The sequence below is a fragment of the Agrobacterium leguminum genome (genome assembly GCF_015704895.1).
GTDB lineage: Bacteria > Pseudomonadota > Alphaproteobacteria > Rhizobiales > Rhizobiaceae > Agrobacterium > Agrobacterium leguminum.
Genome location: NZ_JADQWB010000008.1, coordinates 1 through 16,803, shown reverse-complemented (window position 1 = coordinate 16,803; position 16,803 = coordinate 1). Strand labels below are relative to the sequence as shown.

17 protein-coding genes and 1 other RNA gene are annotated in these 16,803 nt (G+C 59.9%); 11 read left to right on the top strand and 7 right to left on the bottom strand.

Annotated elements, in window-relative coordinates; genetic code table 11:
- Window positions 1–111 precede the first annotated feature (111 nt).
- The 6 genes from I3J13_RS13720 to I3J13_RS13695 form a co-directional block, all read right to left on the bottom strand.
- Window positions 112–891: a glycoside hydrolase family 25 protein gene (locus I3J13_RS13720; RefSeq protein WP_035239183.1), complete on the bottom strand. Its 780-nt coding sequence runs from the start codon at window positions 889–891 to the stop codon at window positions 112–114.
- A 235-nt stretch (window positions 892–1,126) separates the two neighbouring features.
- Window positions 1,127–1,846, bottom strand: a complete 720-nt coding sequence (locus I3J13_RS13715) for a class I SAM-dependent methyltransferase (RefSeq protein ID WP_196379153.1) — start codon at window positions 1,844–1,846, stop codon at window positions 1,127–1,129.
- Entirely contained in the window at window positions 1,843–3,093 is a 1,251-nt protein-coding gene (locus I3J13_RS13710; protein ID WP_059756626.1) for a BtaA family protein, read from the bottom strand. Before I3J13_RS13710 ends, I3J13_RS13715 begins: the two co-directional genes overlap by 4 nt.
- A gap of 199 nt (window positions 3,094–3,292) precedes the next feature.
- Window positions 3,293–4,375: a lytic transglycosylase domain-containing protein gene (locus tag I3J13_RS13705; RefSeq protein WP_196379152.1), complete on the bottom strand. Its 1,083-nt coding sequence runs from the start codon at window positions 4,373–4,375 to the stop codon at window positions 3,293–3,295.
- A gap of 136 nt (window positions 4,376–4,511) precedes the next feature.
- Window positions 4,512–5,147 carry a LysE family translocator gene (locus tag I3J13_RS13700; RefSeq protein ID WP_003522183.1) on the bottom strand — a complete coding sequence of 212 codons (636 nt, stop codon included), beginning with the start codon at window positions 5,145–5,147 and terminating at the stop codon, window positions 4,512–4,514.
- Window positions 5,148–5,199: 52 nt separating this feature from the next.
- Window positions 5,200–6,411, bottom strand: coding sequence for a pyrophosphate--fructose-6-phosphate 1-phosphotransferase (locus tag I3J13_RS13695; RefSeq protein WP_080816458.1), 1,212 nt, complete (start codon window positions 6,409–6,411; stop codon window positions 5,200–5,202).
- 319 nt (window positions 6,412–6,730) lie between these two features.
- Here I3J13_RS13695 and I3J13_RS13690 point away from each other — a divergent pair, with 319 nt between their 5' ends.
- From I3J13_RS13690 to rnpB, 6 genes are all read left to right on the top strand, one after another.
- Window positions 6,731–7,471 carry a J domain-containing protein gene (locus I3J13_RS13690; RefSeq protein ID WP_003522185.1) on the top strand — a complete coding sequence of 247 codons (741 nt, stop codon included), beginning with the start codon at window positions 6,731–6,733 and terminating at the stop codon, window positions 7,469–7,471.
- Window positions 7,468–8,247 (top strand): N-acetylmuramoyl-L-alanine amidase, encoded by a 780-nt coding sequence (locus tag I3J13_RS13685; protein ID WP_196379151.1) that lies wholly within the window; start codon window positions 7,468–7,470, stop codon window positions 8,245–8,247. The genes I3J13_RS13690 and I3J13_RS13685 overlap by 4 nt, the downstream gene beginning before the upstream one ends.
- Before the next feature lie 247 nt (window positions 8,248–8,494).
- Window positions 8,495–9,034 carry a lytic transglycosylase domain-containing protein gene (locus tag I3J13_RS13680; RefSeq protein WP_003522187.1) on the top strand — a complete coding sequence of 180 codons (540 nt, stop codon included), beginning with the start codon at window positions 8,495–8,497 and terminating at the stop codon, window positions 9,032–9,034.
- A 92-nt stretch (window positions 9,035–9,126) separates the two neighbouring features.
- Window positions 9,127–10,314 carry an FAD-dependent oxidoreductase gene (locus tag I3J13_RS13675; RefSeq protein ID WP_196379150.1) on the top strand — a complete coding sequence of 396 codons (1,188 nt, stop codon included), beginning with the start codon at window positions 9,127–9,129 and terminating at the stop codon, window positions 10,312–10,314.
- Window positions 10,315–10,373: 59 nt separating this feature from the next.
- On the top strand, window positions 10,374–11,564 hold the full coding sequence (locus tag I3J13_RS13670) for an FAD-dependent oxidoreductase (RefSeq protein ID WP_196379149.1): 1,191 nt from the start codon (window positions 10,374–10,376) through the stop codon (window positions 11,562–11,564).
- Window positions 11,565–11,620: 56 nt separating this feature from the next.
- An RNA gene (gene rnpB, locus I3J13_RS13665) (RNase P RNA component class A) lies at window positions 11,621–12,022 on the top strand.
- 58 nt (window positions 12,023–12,080) lie between these two features.
- Here the strand turns inward: rnpB and I3J13_RS13660 are convergent.
- Window positions 12,081–12,512 carry a winged helix-turn-helix transcriptional regulator gene (locus I3J13_RS13660; protein ID WP_196379148.1) on the bottom strand — a complete coding sequence of 144 codons (432 nt, stop codon included), beginning with the start codon at window positions 12,510–12,512 and terminating at the stop codon, window positions 12,081–12,083.
- Between the two features lie 89 nt (window positions 12,513–12,601).
- Here I3J13_RS13660 and I3J13_RS13655 point away from each other — a divergent pair, with 89 nt between their 5' ends.
- The 5 genes from I3J13_RS13655 to ftsL all read left to right on the top strand — a co-directional run.
- Window positions 12,602–13,417, top strand: a complete 816-nt coding sequence (locus tag I3J13_RS13655) for an oxidoreductase (RefSeq protein ID WP_196379147.1) — start codon at window positions 12,602–12,604, stop codon at window positions 13,415–13,417.
- Window positions 13,418–13,467: 50 nt separating this feature from the next.
- Entirely contained in the window at window positions 13,468–14,469 is a 1,002-nt protein-coding gene (locus tag I3J13_RS13650; RefSeq protein ID WP_196379146.1) for an NADP-dependent oxidoreductase, read from the top strand.
- Between the two features lie 623 nt (window positions 14,470–15,092).
- On the top strand, window positions 15,093–15,533 hold the full coding sequence (gene mraZ / locus I3J13_RS13645; RefSeq protein ID WP_003522190.1) for a division/cell wall cluster transcriptional repressor MraZ: 441 nt from the start codon (window positions 15,093–15,095) through the stop codon (window positions 15,531–15,533).
- A 14-nt stretch (window positions 15,534–15,547) separates the two neighbouring features.
- Window positions 15,548–16,573 carry a 16S rRNA (cytosine(1402)-N(4))-methyltransferase RsmH gene (gene rsmH / locus I3J13_RS13640; protein WP_196379145.1) on the top strand — a complete coding sequence of 342 codons (1,026 nt, stop codon included), beginning with the start codon at window positions 15,548–15,550 and terminating at the stop codon, window positions 16,571–16,573.
- 1 nt (window position 16,574) lies between these two features.
- The coding region (ftsL, locus tag I3J13_RS13635) for a cell division protein FtsL (protein ID WP_420867942.1) at window positions 16,575–16,803 on the top strand (229 nt) is incomplete at its 3' end.

Here is a 16,803-nt window from a genome sequence, read left to right as displayed (position 1 = left end):
CGATAGGTTGTTAGCCCGCTTTACCCATATGTTTGCGACAAAAAAACGGACCGAATGATCTGACGCTGCAGAACAACGCCGATTTTTCAAAAGTGTTGCTTCTTGGCCGTGTTATTTGGCGGAAGCAATCCATTTCCGCCAGTTTTTCTCCGTGCCGGCAAAGACATTGATGTCGGTCGGACCGTTCACGCCGGGCACGACGCCGGTTGCAGTATATTGCCAGAAGGCCCATTTGCGATCTTCGTAAATCTTGGCCGGATGGGCGGCGACGGAGCGGACCCAGAAATGGTAATCCTTGAACTGACCGACGAGGTTGTCGCGGTGGAAGTCCACCGAGGTATAGATGATCGGACGCTTGCCATAGTGGGCTTCGATGCGGTCGAGGAAACGCTGCATCTCGGCGCGAACGATGCCGGGCGCCGGGCGCGTCTTGCAGGTGGGCGAGGCCGGGTTCCATTCCACGTCGAGAACCGGGGGCAGGGTGACGGCTTCCTTCGGCACGTTGCGAATGAACCAGTCGGCCTGGGCGTCTGCTGTCGAACAGAAATAATAGAAGTGGTAGGGCGCGTGCAGAACATCTGCCGCCGCCGCGCTGCGCCAATGGTCGCCGAATTTCGGATCGATGCGGTCCGATCCCTCCGTCGCCTTGATGAAGACGAAGGACACGCCTGATTTGCGAACGGTCGGCCAGTCGACATCGCCATTCCATTTGGACACGTCGATGCCGTGCACCTCATGGCGGTGCGGGTTGTTCGTGCCGAAATCCTGCGGATCGGTATCGGAAAATTTCGGCCTGGAAACGGATGCGGTTTCCAGCAGGTCATAGCTGGTGGAGGTGCAGCCGCCGATCAACAGCAAAGCCGACAATAGTGCCGATAAACGCAGCCGCATTGAAACCCTGATGAAAGTGTTGCCCATCCCGCAGCCGCAAAACGGCGCGCCGTATCTCCCGATTTACGCATAACATGGTAAACAAGCGGTTATGGCAAGGGGCAAGGTGCTTTTTTGCATCTCGCAAGCCGCTGGATTTGAAGCGATTTGCGATTTTTACTGCTGAAACCTCGCCGGGCGGAGCCTTGAAGGCAACGTCGCATGCGCGCAGGCGGGTTTCGCAATCCGCCGGGAATCAGGCGTCGGCCAAGATGCGGTGGATTTTCGGCTGCTGCGCTTCGGCAACCGGAAGCGTGATGACAGCCCGCCAGGCATAACCCCGGGCGATTTCCTCGAATTCGAGATTACCGTCGAAACGGCCGGCCATATTGGCCAGAACATAGCGAAGATTGGCGCGGGGCGTGACGTGGAAACGGCTGAGCCAGGCCTGCAGAAGGGTGCGGAACCACTTCGGCAATTGTTCCTGCTGGCCGAAATCGACGATATGCAGCGAGCCACCGGGTTTCAGCGCCGTGAGCGCCTGTTCGATCGCCTTTTCCCAGTCCGGTATCATCGACAGCGCATAGGGGATCATGACGCGGTCGAAGCCGTCGGGCTGGCCGAATTCGGAGGCGCGAAAAGCAGTGGCGTCGGCCACGCGCAGAATGGGGCGTTCCGCCTTGCCGGCGAAATTCTCGGCTGCGGTCAGCAGCATTTCGGCCGAAATGTCGAGGCCGAACAGTCTCGCCTGCGGAAACTTGCGGCTGGCCAGCAGTAGGTTGCGGCCGGTGCCGCAGCCGACTTCCAACAGCGTGCCGCCCTTCGGCACATCGAGGCCGGAAATGGTCCTGTCACGGCCGAGAAGGTAATATTTGCGGGTGATATCGTAGATATGCCGCTGGTGGCGATACATGCGGTCCATCAGGCTCGCATGCGCGCTGTCTGCAAGGCCCACATTCTCGCCGATGGTTTTCATGCCATAGCCCTCTGGTAGATATGGAAACCGCCGTAGATGGCTGAGCGGTCCATGGCGTTGAGCTCATTGGAGCGCTCTTCGAGATAGACCCACTGGTTGCGGATGTCAGGCGAAAGCCGGCCTTCGATGACGCTCTTTTCGGCCGCTGTGCGGAAGATGACGCGCGCGCCCGATGCGGCGGTGCGGCTGATCTGCGACCACAATTCGTTGAGCTGCGTGTCCGTCATCCAGTCCTGCGCATCGAGGAGGATATAGCGGTCGACGGCGCTTGCCGGCTTTCTGGAGAGAAGTTCGGTATAGGTGGCGTGGTGCACCGCGACGCGGGCGGTGTTGTTGCGGATCGTCTCGTAATATTCCGGCTTGAGATAGGCGGGCAGCGCGCCCTCATGCGGTTCGGGATAACGGCGCGCAAAGGCCTGCCAGGCGAAATAATTGTCGCTGAGCGGGAAGTTGCAGGCGAGCTTTTCCAGCCGCTCCTTCAGCACGGATGCAACCGTGCCATTGGCGGAAAGGCTGGCCAGCTCGTCATATTGCCGAGGCGGAATGCCGAGGCCGAACAGCGAGCTTTTGCGCTTCGTCAGCCAGCGCACGACCGGCTTGTCGAACAGCGGCGCCACCTTGCTGTCGAAAAACTGGCGCTGTTCGTCCAGCGTCCGGGTCTTGGCCATTTCGGTGAGTTTCACGCCGTGCAGCCGGGCCATGAGATGGCCGGCGCCGATGAAGCGGCCGAGCAGGCCGGTGCGATAGATGTTCCTGTCGAAGACAGAGATGCGGCGGCGGCCGGAAAGGGTGCGCTTCGACCAGTAAGCCTTGGTCGTGGCGTCGAGATGCTCGGCGATGAAGCGGTCGTAACCGTGGCTGTTGCTGCGCGTATTGGCGCGGCCGAAGTGGCGCACCACGTCCTGATGGGCGGGCAGATGGCGGAAGGCGGCGAGCTTCAGCTTGTTCAGCGCGATGTGGTGCGGGTTGAGGTCCACGACATCGATGCTGGCCGGATTGCGGGAGAGATAGGCCAGCATGTTGCAGCCGCCCGAGCCGATGGTGACGATGCGATGACCTTCGCCAAGCTCCATCGCTTCCATGTCGATTTCCGGGTCTTCCCATATCTGCGGATAGACGAGGCCGGAAAAGAGGACGCCGAAGAAGCGCTCGGACAGACCGCTTTTGGAGAGTGCCTTGTGCTGGAGCAATGCGGACTTCAGTTTCGTGTTCTTGCTGAAGCCGGTCTTGGGTGCCGCACTCGTCATTTGTTCACCTCTCAGTCGATTGAGAGGCGTCTACAGCCGTGACACTACAATTTGATGACAGGGGCTGTGGGCAAAGGCGGGGAATAGGGGTGTCGGTGGAAAACCAGCCCGCGCCGCCCAATCAGGATGACGAAATGAAAACACCCGGCGGCTTAAGAAAAGCCGCGCGGTTGCATTCGCATAACAGAGCCGGAGGCCATCACTTGCGCAGAACGTGCAGCATGCCCTTGCGCTTGGCGTCGTAATAATAACCGCGCGCGTAAAGCCGGACTGCGTTGTCGCGGTCGTTGCCTGCCACAACCCATGCGCCGCGCAGATATTTGACGGCGTATTTGAGGTTGGTTTCGGCATCGAACAGGCCGGAGGCGGGGCCATCGAAGCCCATGGAGCGTGCCGTGGCGTGCCGGATCTGCATCAGGCCGAAATTGCCGCTGCTATAGGCACCGGGATTATACATGCTTTCGCGCCGCACCACGCGGTGAACCAGATCTTCCGGCACATCATACATGGTGGCGTATTTGGTAATAAGGCCGCTCAGCTTTTCGCGTCCGGCCGGGGCCGAATTGAGCGGCGTCGTCATCGATTCGTTCTGGCGGATGGCGGCCAGCGCAGCATTGGTCGGGCCGGCGGCATAGGCCAGAACCGTGCTGTCCGGCTTCGGCAGCGGAATGACTTTGCGTTCCGCAGTCAGCTCGGTGCCGATGGAGGGCGAACCGGGCGGCGGCGGTGCGGGCGGGAAGCTGCCCTTGACGGCAACCACCTGCGGCAGATCGGCAGCGGCATTGTGGGCAGCCGGCTTGGCCGCCACGTCAGCCGTTTCGATGGCTACGGCCGCCGGAGTGGCGCTTGTCGGTGCGAGTGCCGTGGCTGTGGTCGGCGCAGATGTCGTCACACTCGCTTGGGCGACTTCGTTCTGCTGCGGTTGCATCTGGGCGGCGATGGCTGCGGCTGCAGCAATTTCAGAAGCCGGCGGCAGCGCCACGCGTCCGCCCTTGACGGCGACGGCGGTGGGAAGTGCTGCAGGCTGGGAAGGGGTTGCGGTTTCGGCGGTCTGCACCGTTGCTGCTGCCGGGGTCGCGCCCGCTGCTGCTTCGGCCGTTGCCGGCTGCGCCGATGTCTGCGCAGGAGTGGTCGCGGGATTGACTGTTGCGATCTTCGGGCCGTTCGGCCCTTCCTTGGCGGTATATTCGACGCTGGTGCATGCGCTCAATGCCAGTGCCAGACCCACGGTGGAAGACAGAAGAAGTGCACTTCTTCCGCGGAATTTTCCCGAATTTCGCATGTTGCCGCCTTCGTTATGCCTGTCTTTCGATACCCCCGCGTCGAGCGAAGCAGGCAGTGTCCCGTCGAGCCTTCATTAACCTATTGTAAGGATAGCGGCAAGCCGGGACGTTTCTTCCCGGCTTTCGGGCGATTTTTCAGGCCGCGATGCGCCTGTATCCGGCGCTGACGGCGCGGCCGGAAATGAAGTGGGTGCGGTATTTCGGCCGGATTTTTTTATCGCCTGACATGCGGCGCACCATCGCCAGAGTAGGCCCGGCAAACAGCGCCTGCGCGGTCAGAATCACCAGCGCCAGAAGCAGGATGGCGGCCTGCGCCATGGCGAGCGTTTCAATTGCATTGCCGGAGGTGGACACGAATTGCGGCAGCAACGCCAGAAAGAAAGCGAAGTAGCGCGGGCGCAGGGCGGCAATGGCGTAACAATCGCGGAAAATGCCGCTCCAGGATTTGCCCGGCAGATTGTCATTATCGGCATTGGCCGCCTGGGCGGCAGGCGTGGCGAAGGTCCACAGGAGGAACAGCATCAGCCAGCCGATGCCGGCCCATTGCACGATTTCCACGAAGGATTGCGGCAGCCAGGCGAGCCCGGCCACCGGAATGGCGGAAATCGTCATGGCTGTGACGATGCCGAGCGCACCGCCGATGACGGAGGCGAAGACCGTCTTTTTGCCGCGAATGGCGGCATAGGAGGCGACAGAGAATACAAGGGGAGAGGGGAGTGCGAACACAACGGCACATGCTGCACAAAAAATCAGCCAGGCCTGTCCAGACATTCTCTTCCTCCTTGCCCTCCCTGTCGCCGTATTATTTTAGCCTATCGTAAAATCAGGCCGCTGTGAACGGCTGACCGACGTGTTCCATCACTTCGGTAAACCATTTTGCAGAGAGGTCGAAATGCTTTCCGCCCTTGATACGCGGAAACTCGATGGTCCGCAATTTGCCATTCTGGTCTTCGTCATGGCCGGTGACGCCGGAGACCTTGTTGAGCGCGCTTTCGACGGCGAGATCGACCATGCCCTGAATGAGGCGCAGGTCGTCGCCATTGGCGGCGGCGGAGCGGGCGAAATAGCCAGATTTCTGCACCATGGAGCGTTCCGCACCGATGAGGCTGGCGAACTGCTTCTGGAACCAGCCGCCGACATTGATGGTGTCGATCTTCACATGGCCGAAAGCGTCGCGCTTGACGGCTTCACCGGAGGCTTCGCGTTCGGCGACGATGGAATCGAGGCCGGCACCTTCGGAAACGAACAGCGTGACATAACCGTTCCTGTCCATGATTTCCTTCAGGCGCTCGGCTTCCGCCTCGATGTCGAAGGCCATTTCCGGCAGGTAGATGCCGTCGATGTTCTTCATCTGCGTGTTCATCATCAGGCCTTCGACATAGTCGTTGCCGCTGGTCTTCTGGATATAGGCGCGGGCGGTGGCGGCCGTCAGCCAGCCGCAATGGCGGCCCATGACTTCGTGGATGACGAAGGTTTTCGGCGCTGCGCTCTGCTCGTTGCTGACATTGTCGAAAAAGGACGCGCCGACTTCGGCGGCCGTCCAGGCGCCGAGCGATTGCTTGATCGGCACAACGTCGTTATCCACCGTCTTCGGCAGGCCGACAACGGTGAGATTGTAGCCGTTGGCGCCGAGATAGGCGGCAAGGTCCGCAGCCGTCGTGTTGGTGTCGTCACCGCCGATAGTGTGGAGAATGGTGATGCCGTCAGCCGCCAGCCGGTCAGCTGCGACGCGAAGCGGATTGTCGCCTTCCTTGACCAGACCGCGCTTGGCGCAATCGGCGGCATTGGTGAGCTTGACGCGGCTGTTGCCGATCGGCGAGCCGCCGTAACGGTGCAGCAGATGCGCCTTTTCCCGCATATCCCTGGTGATCTCGATACGGTCACCCAGAAGTACGCCCTGATAACCGGAGCGATAGGCCACGATGTCGATATCAGGCGCAATGTCGCTATAACGCTCGATCAGGCCGCCCACGGCCGAAGAGAGACAGGGCGCAAGGCCACCCGCGGTCAGCATTGCGACTTTCTGTTTGGCCATCATGGCTCTCCTTTTCACATATACCCAAAGACATGTCTGGCAAATGGATGCGACAGCCGCGTGTAGGTGTAAAGTGAATTTATAAAGAAAAACGCCGATTTCTCGCGGCTTTTCAGCGGCTTGAGCAAAGTGGTGGAATATAATCGTTTCAATCGGCATAGCCGGTGGCCGGCTCCCCGTCGTCTGTGGAAAACCATGGCCCCATCGTCTGCGGCTCTCTTGTTCCTGAAGCAAAACTGTCGCAAAGATGAATAAAAGTTAATGCCGCCGGCCAGCTGGACATATTGCATTCGCGGCAATATCCCGTCATGCTTGTCGCATGATGTTCGATTTCGCCTGTCTGCAAATTTCATCCCTGTGGGAACGGCTGCTCGGCGCAATCGGCGACGCGGCAGGCGGTGCGCTCGGGCGCGTGGTGGAAGCCATCCGCACCCTTTTCGAGGGCGATCCGGAGACGCGCCGCAAGGTTTCCTTTTCCGTGGCCATCATCGCGCTTTCCGCCAAGATGGCGAAGGCCGACGGTGTCGTCAACGATGCCGAGGTGCGCGCCTTCCGGCAAATCTTCGATTTTCCGGAAGAAGAAGCCAAGAACGTCGCCCGTCTTTATAATCTCGCCCGTCAGGACGTTGCCGGTTACGAGGCCTATGCGGAGCGGCTTGCCGGTCTGTGCGGTTCCGGGCACGCCAATTGCGAGATGCTGGAAAGCGTCATCGACGGCCTGTTCCACATCGCCAAGGCCGATGGGCTGATCCATGAGCGGGAACTGGCCTTCCTCGGCCGGATCGCGGAAATCTTCCGTATCACCGAAGATCACTTCGAAACGATCATGGCGCGGCATGTCCATATGGACGGGCGCGACCCCTATCGCGTGCTCGGCGTTTCGCCTTCCGACGATTTTTCCGATATTCGCCGGCGTTATCGTTCGCTGGTTGCCGAACACCATCCTGACAAGCTCATTGCACGCGGCGTTCCCATGGAATTGCATGCGGCCGCGAATGAGCGTATGGCGGCTCTCAACGCCGCCTATGCGGCCATCGAGAAAGAACGCCGCGTCGCATGAGTGAATGTCTGCCGGATTTTACCCCGGATTTCGGGGGCGCAGCCGTTGCGCCTTCGCCTAACCATGGCGAAAGGCTGGGTGTGGCCGGCCCCGATATTATTCTGCTGCATTATACCGGCATGACGACGGCCGACGGCGCGCTGTCGTGGCTCTGCAATCCGGAAAGTCAGGTTTCCAGCCATTATTTCGTCTTCGAGGACGGGCGCGTCATCCAGCTCGTGCCTGAAACCCGCCGTGCCTGGCACGCTGGTAAAAGCATCTGGGCGGGGGATGAGGACATCAATTCCCGCTCCATCGGCATCGAGATCGCCAATCAGGGCCATCCCGGCGGCCTGCCGGAATTTCCGAAGAAACAGGTGGAAGCCGTCATCGAATTGTGTCGCGATTGCGGCCAGCGCTGGTCTATCGCCCCTGAAAGGGTGCTGGCGCACTCGGATGTCGCGCCGATCCGCAAGGTCGATCCGGGTGAAAAATTCCCGTGGGACATCCTGTCGCAGCACGGTGTCGGCCATTGGGTGGAGCCTGCGCCGATCCGTGGCGGCCGTTTTTTCCAGCGCGGCGATCATGGCCAACCGGTCGAAGCGCTGCAGTCGATGCTGTCCATCTATGGTTATGGCGTTGAAATTACAGGCGCTTATTGCGAGAAAACCGAAGGCGCCGTGGCTGCCTTCCAGCGGCATTTCCGTCCCGCTCTGGTGGATGGCATCGCGGATTTCTCCACCATCGACACGTTGCATCGGCTGATCGCGAGCCTGCCGAGATTTTCGGCCGCCTGAACGCGAATTCTGGAAAATCGTTCCCGATTTTCTTGCCGTTCAAGTCGCTTTTTTTGCCGTGCCACAGTTAATCCGCATTGAGGAAGTTTAAGAACGTCACTGCATGCGGTGTCGTTCTTCAGGGGAACCTGCCGTCAATATCAATCAAGGAGACCGGACAGCGGAAGGTCGTGATCGACTTTCCGGGCGCAGATTATTTGTGTCGCTTCATTGTTTCTGTCATCCGATCTGGAGACTTTTTCTACATATGAACAGGGTTGTTGTTGCTGTCGTGGCGGGCGTTGTTATGCTCGCTTCGCAGGCGGGGATTGCTTTTGCCAAAGACGAGGACGTCAAGACCAAAACCGTGACGCTGGAGACCTTCTTCCGCAAGCCCGGTTATCCCATTCCCGAAAAGAGCCTGCCATCCTCGCTCAGGAACGACTATTCCGATCTGATCGTCAAATATGCCAAGCGTTACGGCGTTCCCACCAATCTGGCGCATGCCGTGGTTTCGGTGGAAAGCAAGTTCAATCCGAAGGCTCGCGGCAGCGCAGGCGAGGTTGGGCTGATGCAGATCAAGCCGGCGACGGCGCGGATGATGGGCTATCGCGGCACGACCAAGGCGCTCTACGATCCCGAGACCAATATTCGCTGGGGCATGCAATATCTGGCGACGGCGCATCAGCTTGGCGGCGGCCAGGTGTGCAGCACGATCCTGCGTTACAATGCAGGCCATGGCGCCACCCGGATGAACCCGGTCTCCAAGCGTTATTGCGGCAAGGTGCAGGCGCTGCTGGCCGGCTGAGGCCGCTATCGATCGTCTGCGGAATTGCGAAAAGCGATTCCGGTTCGGCCCGGCATGCTGTAGTCAGAAGCAAATCTGATACGGAGCATGGCATGCCGGATTTCAAATATATCGTTGTCGGGGCCGGGATGATGGGAGCGGCTGCGGCGCGGCATCTCTCAGTGCAAACGGATGGCGTGGCGCTGATCGGCCCGGACGAACCCGCCGATCGCAAGACCCATCAGGGTGTGTTTTCGAGCCATTACGACGAAGCGCGCATTACCCGCGGTTTTGATGGCGATCCGGTCTGGGCGGAACTGGCGCAGCGCTCCATCCGCCGTTATGCGGAGATCGAGGCCAAAAGCGGCATCCGCTTTTTCACGGAAGCGGGCTGCCTGTTTACCGGAAACGGCAAGGGGCTTGCGGGGGACTATGTCTCGCGCGCGCTTGCCTCGGCCGACCGTCTCGGTCTCGGCGTAGAGACACTCGGCACTGATGCGCTGGCTGGCCGGTTTCCGATGTTCTCCCCGCCGGCCGATCACAGCGGTTATTTCGAGGCGCAATATGCCGGCCACGTCAATCCGCGCGCCTTGGTGAAGGCGCAATGCACGATTGCCGTCGCGCAGGGCGCGCGGCTTGTGCGCCAGACGGCGGCGCATATTCGCGATACTTCCCATGGCGTCGAGGTTTCCACTCGAGAAGGGGCGGTTCATACGGCTGAAAAGGTCATCGTAGCGGCCGGCGGTTTCACCAACATGGCCGAGCTTCTGCCTTCTCCGGTCGATATGGCGGCCACGGGCCGCACCATCGTCTTTTTCGAGCTGGATGAGGCGCGGCAGGCGCTGTTCGGTGCGATGCCTTCCACCATCGTGCTGGCGGAGACCGAGGACGACATCGTCTATATCCTGCCGCCGGTGCGTTATCCCGATGGCAAGGTCTATCTGAAGATCGGCGGCGAAAGCGAAAAGGGCAGGCTTGAAACGCTCACTGACGCGGTTGACTGGTTCCATTCGGATGGCACGCCGGGTGAGGTGGAGTTTCTGAAAAAGCGGGCGCTCTCCTTGATGCCGGAGCTTGCCGGCTGCCCGGTCACTTCCGGTTCGTGTGTCGCCTCAATCACCCGCAGCGGGTATCCCTATATCGGCTATACGCAATCCTCCAATATCGCGGTTCTGACCGGCGGCAATTTCGTCTCCGCCAAGTCTTCGGACGAAATCGGCCGACTGGGCGCCATGCTGCTTTTGAACGGCCAGTTGACCGAGGATGAATTCGCCGCCGAAATGTCGCCGGTTTTCGTCTGACATTCAGGGACGAAGCAGCTACAAGGTTGCGACGGAAATGAGTGGGTGAAGAGGGCGGCATGTCGGGACATTTCAGATACATCGTCGTGGGTCGCGGCATGATGGGTGCCGCCGCCGCCCGCCATCTGGCCGAAACGGTGGATGGCGTCGCGTTGATCGGCCCCGGTGAGCCTGCCGACATCAAATCGCATCAGGGAGTCTTCGCCAGCCACTATGACGAGGCGCGGATTACCCGTACCATCGACGGCGATGCCGACTGGGCGCTGCTCGCCAACCGCTCGATAGCGCGTTACTCCGATATTGCCGCAAGAAGCGGCGTTGAATTTTATGCGCCGGTTGGCTGCCTGATGGTGGGGCCCGAACGGGGCGGCGATAATCCTTTTGTCGACGATGTCCGCAAGGCGGCGGCGCGGCTCGGGGTTTCGACGGAACTGCTCGGCGGTGAAAGCCTGAAAAGCCGCTTTCCCTATTTCTCCTTCGAGCCGGGTTGCGAGGGGGTATTCGAGAGAAACAATGCCGGATACGTCAACCCGCGTGGGCTGGTGAAGGCACAGGCTGTTCTCGCTGAAAAGGCGGGTGTCACGCTTATTGACGATATCGTCGTCTCGACTCGGGAAGAGGATGGTCGCGCACGGGTGGAGACGGCCTCGGGTGCGGTTTATACCGCAGACCGGGTGCTGGTGGCGGCCGGCGGCTTCTCGATTACGAAAGATCTGCTGCCGCAGCCGGTGGCCCTTGATGTTTATGCGCGCACCGTCGCTTTCTTCGAAGTAGATGAGGGCGATCTGGATCAATATGCGGACATGCCGTCGCTGATCTATGAGCCGCGCGACACGACGAAACATATCTATCTTCTGCCGCCGGTGCGTTATCCCGATGGCAAATTCTATCTGAAGATCGGCGGCGATCCCGACGACAAGAGGCTCGGCAGCGACCCGGAAATCCGGGAATGGTTCCGCGCCGGCGGACGCGAAAGTGTGCGTGATCATCTCTCGGAGATCGTCGGATCGCTGGTGCCTTCCATCGATCTCTCGCGTGTCTCGATGGCCGCCTGCGTCGTCTCCAAAACGCAAAGCGGTTATCCGGCCATCGGCTTCACCGCTTCGCCGAAGATTGCGGTTCTGACCGGCGGCAACGGCACGGCGGCCAAGAGTTCCGATGAGATCGGACGGCTCGGTGCTATGCTGCTGCGGGACGGAAAAATCGCCGACGGTGCCTTTGCGACGGATTTCAAGCCGGCATTTCTTTGATCTTCGCTTACGCTTTTCGGTGGCTTTCGCCTCGGAACATGGTTATGCAGCCCATGCCAGTTGGCCGGGCAGCCGCGCTTTACCAATGTCGAAAGACGGTAAGGTGAGGAAAGTCCGGGCTCCACGGAAATACGGTGCCGGATAACGTCCGGCGGGGGCGACCCCAGGGAAAGTGCCACAGAGAGCAAACCGCCATGCATCGCATGGTAAGGGTGAAAGGGTGGGGTAAGAGCCCACCGCGCTTCTGGTAACAGCGGCGGCAAGGTAAACCCCACCGGGAGCAAGACCGAATAGGGATGACACGGGGCGGGCGAAAGCCCGTTCACAGCCGGTTTCCAGGCCCGTCATCCGGGTGGGTTGCGCGAGGCGGCATGCAAATGCCGTCCCAGATGAATGGCTGCCACGTTCCGGGTCAAACCGGGGCCATACAGAACCCGGCTTACAGGCCAACTGGCGAATTTTCCTGCCTGTGTGCGATGCCTCTCTGTTAATCCGGCGCACTTGCGGTGAAGGTGCTCATTCGGGTTTAGCGATACGAATGGGACGGGTTCCGACTGGAGCGCCGGTCACGCGGTCTATGGTGACGGGATCGATTTCCGTTCCGGTCTCAGCGTCGAAAAAACGGGTTACCTCACCGCCGCCGCGATGCTTGTTTCCCCATGCGCCTATTGCAAAGAGGACCGGCAGAAAATCGCGGCCGGCTTCCGTCAACATATATTCGTAGCGTGGCGGACGATCGGAATAACGGCGTTTCACCAGTAATCCCTCTTCGGTCAGCGATGAAAGCCGCGCTGTGAGCATCGTTGGTGCGATGCCGAGGCTCTTGCGAAAATCATCGAAGCGGGTGAGGCCCGCATGGGCATCGCGCATGATCAGCATGCTCCAGGCGTCGCCGACAAGGGCGAGGCTGCGGGCGATGAGGCAGGGCTGGTTTGAGAGATTTTTCATGTCGATATCTTTTTAGTAGTGACTTTGTATCGATTTGATAGTAACTCAATGCTCATTGTTGTTCCATAACAAAATGAAAGTGGACGCAGATGAGCAAGACAGAACGCGGCATTGCCCTGGTGACGGGCGCATCCTCCGGCATCGGGCTGGTGACGGCGCGGGCGCTCCGGCGCGATGGTTACCGTGTGTTCGGCACCAGCCGAAAGCCGATGCCCGACATCGAGGATGGGATCACGATGCTGATCTGCGACGTTACCGACGATGCGTCCGTGCGGCGCGCGGTGGACGAGGTTTTGAGCCGCGCAGGAAGGATCGATCTTCTCGTCAACAATGCCGGGATCGGTTTGCTGGGCGGTGCGGAAGAATCGACGGCGGAGCAGGCGAAGGCCGTATTCGACGTCAACGTGTTCGGCGTGATGCGCGTGACAAATGCGGTTCTGCCCGTCATGAGACGGCAGCGTCGTGGCCGTATCGTCAACCTCAGTTCCATACTCGGGCTGATCCCAGCCCCCTATAATGCGCTTTACGCATCGACCAAGCACGCCATTGAAGGCTATTCGGAATCTCTTGACCATGAAGTGCGAACGCAGGGCATCCGCATCGTGCTTGTCGAGCCGGGGGTGACCCGCACCTCCTTCGAAGAAAACATCACACGGCCAGACCGGCCGCTTGCCCTCTACGATACGGTTCGGGCGGACGCCGAGAAACTGATGCGTGACGTCATCGAAAAGGGCGATGCCCCGGAGGTGGTCGCAAAAGTTGTCGTAGAGGCCGCCAATACGGCAGCGCCCAAACGACGCTATACTGCCGGAAAAGCTGCGGGGCAGGCCCGCTTCATCCGCCGCTTCCTGCCTGAGTCCTTCGTCGACAGGAGCTTTCGGAAATTCAGCAGGCTTCCCGATTGAGCTTTTATTGCCGGTGCCGGGTGCCGGCCACAGAAACGAAAGTTAGTCCGATGAAATCATTTCTGATCGATCGCTACAAGAAAGGCGGCGCATTGCGGCTCGGCGAGATCCCCGAGCCGGAGTTGCGCGTAAACGACGTTCTGGTCGAAATCCGCGCCGCCAGCGTCAACCTTCTGGACAACAAGATCAGGGACGGAGAGTTCAAGCTCATCCTGCCGTACCGCCTTCCGCTGGTGCTGGGCAACGATGTGGCGGGTGTCGTGGTCCGCGTCGGTGCCAATGTCCGCAAATTCAAGCCCGGTGACGAGGTCTATGCCCGACCGGACCAGGCACGTATCGGGACATTTGCCGAGTATATCGCCATCGATGAGGCCGATGTGGCGATGAAGCCGGACAATCTGACCATGGAAGAGGCCGCATCCATACCGCTTGTCGCCCTGACGGCATGGCAGGTGCTTGTCGAGCGGGCCAATGTGCAGAAGGGACAGAAGGTGCTGATCCATGCCGGTTCGGGCGGCGTAGGCACTATCGCGATCCAGCTTGCCAAACATCTCGGGGCATATGTGGCCACGACCACGAGTACAGGCAACATGGATCTGGTAAGAAGTCTCGGTGCGGACGTCGTGGTCGACTACAAAAAGGAAGACTTCGCTGAAGTGTTGCAGGGCTATGACGTCGTGCTGAACAGCCTCGGAAAAGACACGCTGGAAAAATCCATCGCAGTGCTGAAACCGGGCGGGAAGCTGATTTCGATTTCCGGGCCGCCCGATCCGGATTTCGCCCGGCAAAATGGCTTCGGCTGGCTGCTTCGTCAGGTCATGCGCCTGCTCAGTTTCGACATCAGGAGGAAATCGAAACGCCGGGGGATCGGTTATTCTTTCCTATTCATGACCGCGAATGGCGGGCAACTCGAAAAGATTACCGCTCTGATCGAGGCGGATCACATACGTCCGGTGATGGATCGGATATTCCCGTTCGAAAAGACCAATGAGGCATTGGACTATATCCAGACCGGTCGTGCGAAGGGCAAGGTCGTCATCGCGGTGAAATAATGTTTGCGGTCCATAGGGCCGAAAGCAATTGCCATTTGCAGTTCAATTGCCGGGCAAATATGGGGCCGATCCTCGACGTGTCGGGCGGCCCCGTGCGCTGTCATGCTTTTAGCGGGAATGCTCCCGATGAAAAATGACATCGTACTCCCGTCACCTGAGGCGCGGAGCGCCATCGTGCGCCGCCTTCCGTGCATTGTGGCTGAGACCATGGGCTGGATGAAGAGGCGCATTCGCCCGAACCGCGATCAAAAGCGGTGCGGCTGAAATCATTTCCTTGTTTCAAAACAGAAAAACGGCGGTTTCACCGCGCCTTTGTGTGCCGTGAAAATGCGTCTTTGCGGCTGAAGTAAACCATTCGTTAAACTTAACGGCTTATGAATTTCCGATGCGAAGTCGGTATCGTGCCGGCTTCTCCCATTGACGCCCATAGTGTCCCATGATATCCCAAATGCACACCACATTGGGTCGTGTTTTTGACCCGCAATCGCTGAAACGAGTGAGGAGCCTGCGAGGGGCTGCTGCAGGGCACGTCGCCCTGGCGCTTGGCGATGTGTCGTGCGTACCGGTGTCGTCTGCAAAGTGGATGGTTCGCTTTGCGGAATGCGGTTTTGGCGAGTTGAGTAATGGACCGCTTTTTATCGAACGTGACGAACAGGATCGACGCCAAGGGGCGCGTTTCGGTTCCGTCTCCGTTTCGTTCGGTGCTGGTCAGGCGCGGCATTCAGGAGCTTTATTGTCTTCAGGATTTCGCCTTTCCGGCCATCAGTGTCGGCGGTCCGGATTTGCTGGAGCGCTACGAGCGGCAGATTGCGTCGATGGATGCCTTCTCGCCCGAGGCGAACGCGATGTCGCTGCTGGTTCACGGCGGCGGCGTTTTCATGAAGCTCGACCAGGAAGGTCGATTGATGGTGACGGATTTCGTGCGGGAATTCACCGGCATATCCACCGAAGTCACCTTCGTCGGACGGGCGGATCATTTTCAGCTTTGGCAACCGAATGCGTTTTTGGCGGCGCAGGCGGAAGCAAGAGCGGGGCGCGGTTTTTCGGCTGCTCGCCCCGCCTAGGACGGGGACACGGAATGGCGGCGAATTCTGGCGGACGATCTTCTGATGCCGATGGCGGACCTCAGCGTCACATCCCGGTCCTGCTTCGCGAAGTCATTACCGCGCTGGAGCCGTCATCCGGCAAGATCATTCTCGACGGCACGTTCGGCGCCGGCGGCTACACCCAGGCCATTCTCGATCAGGGCGCCGACGTCATCGCGCTCGACCGCGATCCGACCGCGATCGTCGGCGGTCAGGCGATGGTTGCCGCCAATGGCGGCCGGTTGAGCCTCATCCAGTCGCAATTCTCCGATCTCGCGAAGCATGCCCCGCAAGGCGGGCTCGATGGCGTCGTTCTGGATATCGGGGTTTCCTCCATGCAGATCGACGAGGCCGAACGCGGTTTTTCCTTCCAGAAAAACGGCCCCCTCGATATGCGCATGTCGGGTTCCGGCGTTTCGGCGGCCGATGTCGTCAATCGTGCGAAGGTCAGCGATCTGATCCGCATCTTCGGTTTTCTCGGTGAAGAAAAGCAGCCAGGCCGCATCGCCCGCGCCATCGAGAAGAAGAGGGCGGAAGAGCCGTTCCGCACCACCCGCGATCTGGCGGGCCTCATCGAAATCGTCACGCCGCGTAAGGCCAAAGACAAGATTCATCCCGCAACGCGGGTGTTTCAGGCGCTGCGCGTTTTCGTCAATGACGAGCTGGGCGAGCTGGCGCAGGCGCTTTTTGCCGCCGAGCAGGTTTTGAAACCCGGCGGCCGGCTGGTCGTCGTCACCTTCCATTCGCTGGAAGACCGTATCGTCAAGAAATTCTTCTCCGATCGTTCGGGCAAGGCCGCCGGTTCCCGGCACCTGCCGATGGTGGAGGACAAGCCCGCCATTTTCGATAACATCGGAAAGCCGATGATCGCCGCCAGCGATGAGGAGGCGGAACTCAATCCGCGTGCCCGATCCGCCAAACTGCGGGCCGGTCTGCGCACGACCGCACCGGCGCGCGCAGTGGATTATTCGATCTTCGAGCTTCCCGATCTCGCCAGCCTTGAAAAGATGGGAGGCTGATATGCTGCGCACTTTCGATGTCATATTGATGGGTGTGATGGTCGCCGCGGCCGTCGTCACCTATTCGATCAAGCACAAGGCCGATCTGAAGCTTGAGGAGGTCCGCAAGCTGGAGGCCGAGATCAAGCTTGAGAAGGATACGATTGATCTTTTGAGGGCCGACTGGGCGCTCTTGACGCAGCCGAACCGTCTGCACCGGCTCGTGAATGCCTATCAGGATGAGCTTGGCC

Bases quoted from the DNA above. Each gene is read 5' to 3' on its own strand.
- I3J13_RS13700 (WP_003522183.1), bottom strand. From the start codon at position 5,147: ATGTCTGGACAGGCCTGGCTGATTTTTTGTGCAGCATGTGCCGTTGTG.
- I3J13_RS13715 (WP_196379153.1), bottom strand. From the start codon at position 1,846: ATGAAAACCATCGGCGAGAATGTGGGCCTTGCAGACAGCGCGCATGCG.
- I3J13_RS13670 (WP_196379149.1), top strand. From the start codon at position 10,374: ATGTCGGGACATTTCAGATACATCGTCGTGGGTCGCGGCATGATGGGT.
- rsmH (WP_196379145.1), top strand. From the start codon at position 15,548: ATGGCGGCGAATTCTGGCGGACGATCTTCTGATGCCGATGGCGGACCT.
- I3J13_RS13685 (WP_196379151.1), top strand. From the start codon at position 7,468: ATGAGTGAATGTCTGCCGGATTTTACCCCGGATTTCGGGGGCGCAGCC.
- I3J13_RS13650 (WP_196379146.1), top strand. From the start codon at position 13,468: ATGAAATCATTTCTGATCGATCGCTACAAGAAAGGCGGCGCATTGCGG.
- I3J13_RS13710 (WP_059756626.1), bottom strand. From the start codon at position 3,093: ATGACGAGTGCGGCACCCAAGACCGGCTTCAGCAAGAACACGAAACTG.
- mraZ (WP_003522190.1), top strand. From the start codon at position 15,093: ATGGACCGCTTTTTATCGAACGTGACGAACAGGATCGACGCCAAGGGG.
- I3J13_RS13655 (WP_196379147.1), top strand. From the start codon at position 12,602: ATGAGCAAGACAGAACGCGGCATTGCCCTGGTGACGGGCGCATCCTCC.
- I3J13_RS13720 (WP_035239183.1), bottom strand. From the start codon at position 891: ATGCGGCTGCGTTTATCGGCACTATTGTCGGCTTTGCTGTTGATCGGC.
- I3J13_RS13675 (WP_196379150.1), top strand. From the start codon at position 9,127: ATGCCGGATTTCAAATATATCGTTGTCGGGGCCGGGATGATGGGAGCG.
- I3J13_RS13705 (WP_196379152.1), bottom strand. From the start codon at position 4,375: ATGCGAAATTCGGGAAAATTCCGCGGAAGAAGTGCACTTCTTCTGTCT.
- I3J13_RS13680 (WP_003522187.1), top strand. From the start codon at position 8,495: ATGAACAGGGTTGTTGTTGCTGTCGTGGCGGGCGTTGTTATGCTCGCT.
- I3J13_RS13690 (WP_003522185.1), top strand. From the start codon at position 6,731: ATGATGTTCGATTTCGCCTGTCTGCAAATTTCATCCCTGTGGGAACGG.
- I3J13_RS13695 (WP_080816458.1), bottom strand. From the start codon at position 6,411: ATGGCCAAACAGAAAGTCGCAATGCTGACCGCGGGTGGCCTTGCGCCC.
- I3J13_RS13660 (WP_196379148.1), bottom strand. From the start codon at position 12,512: ATGAAAAATCTCTCAAACCAGCCCTGCCTCATCGCCCGCAGCCTCGCC.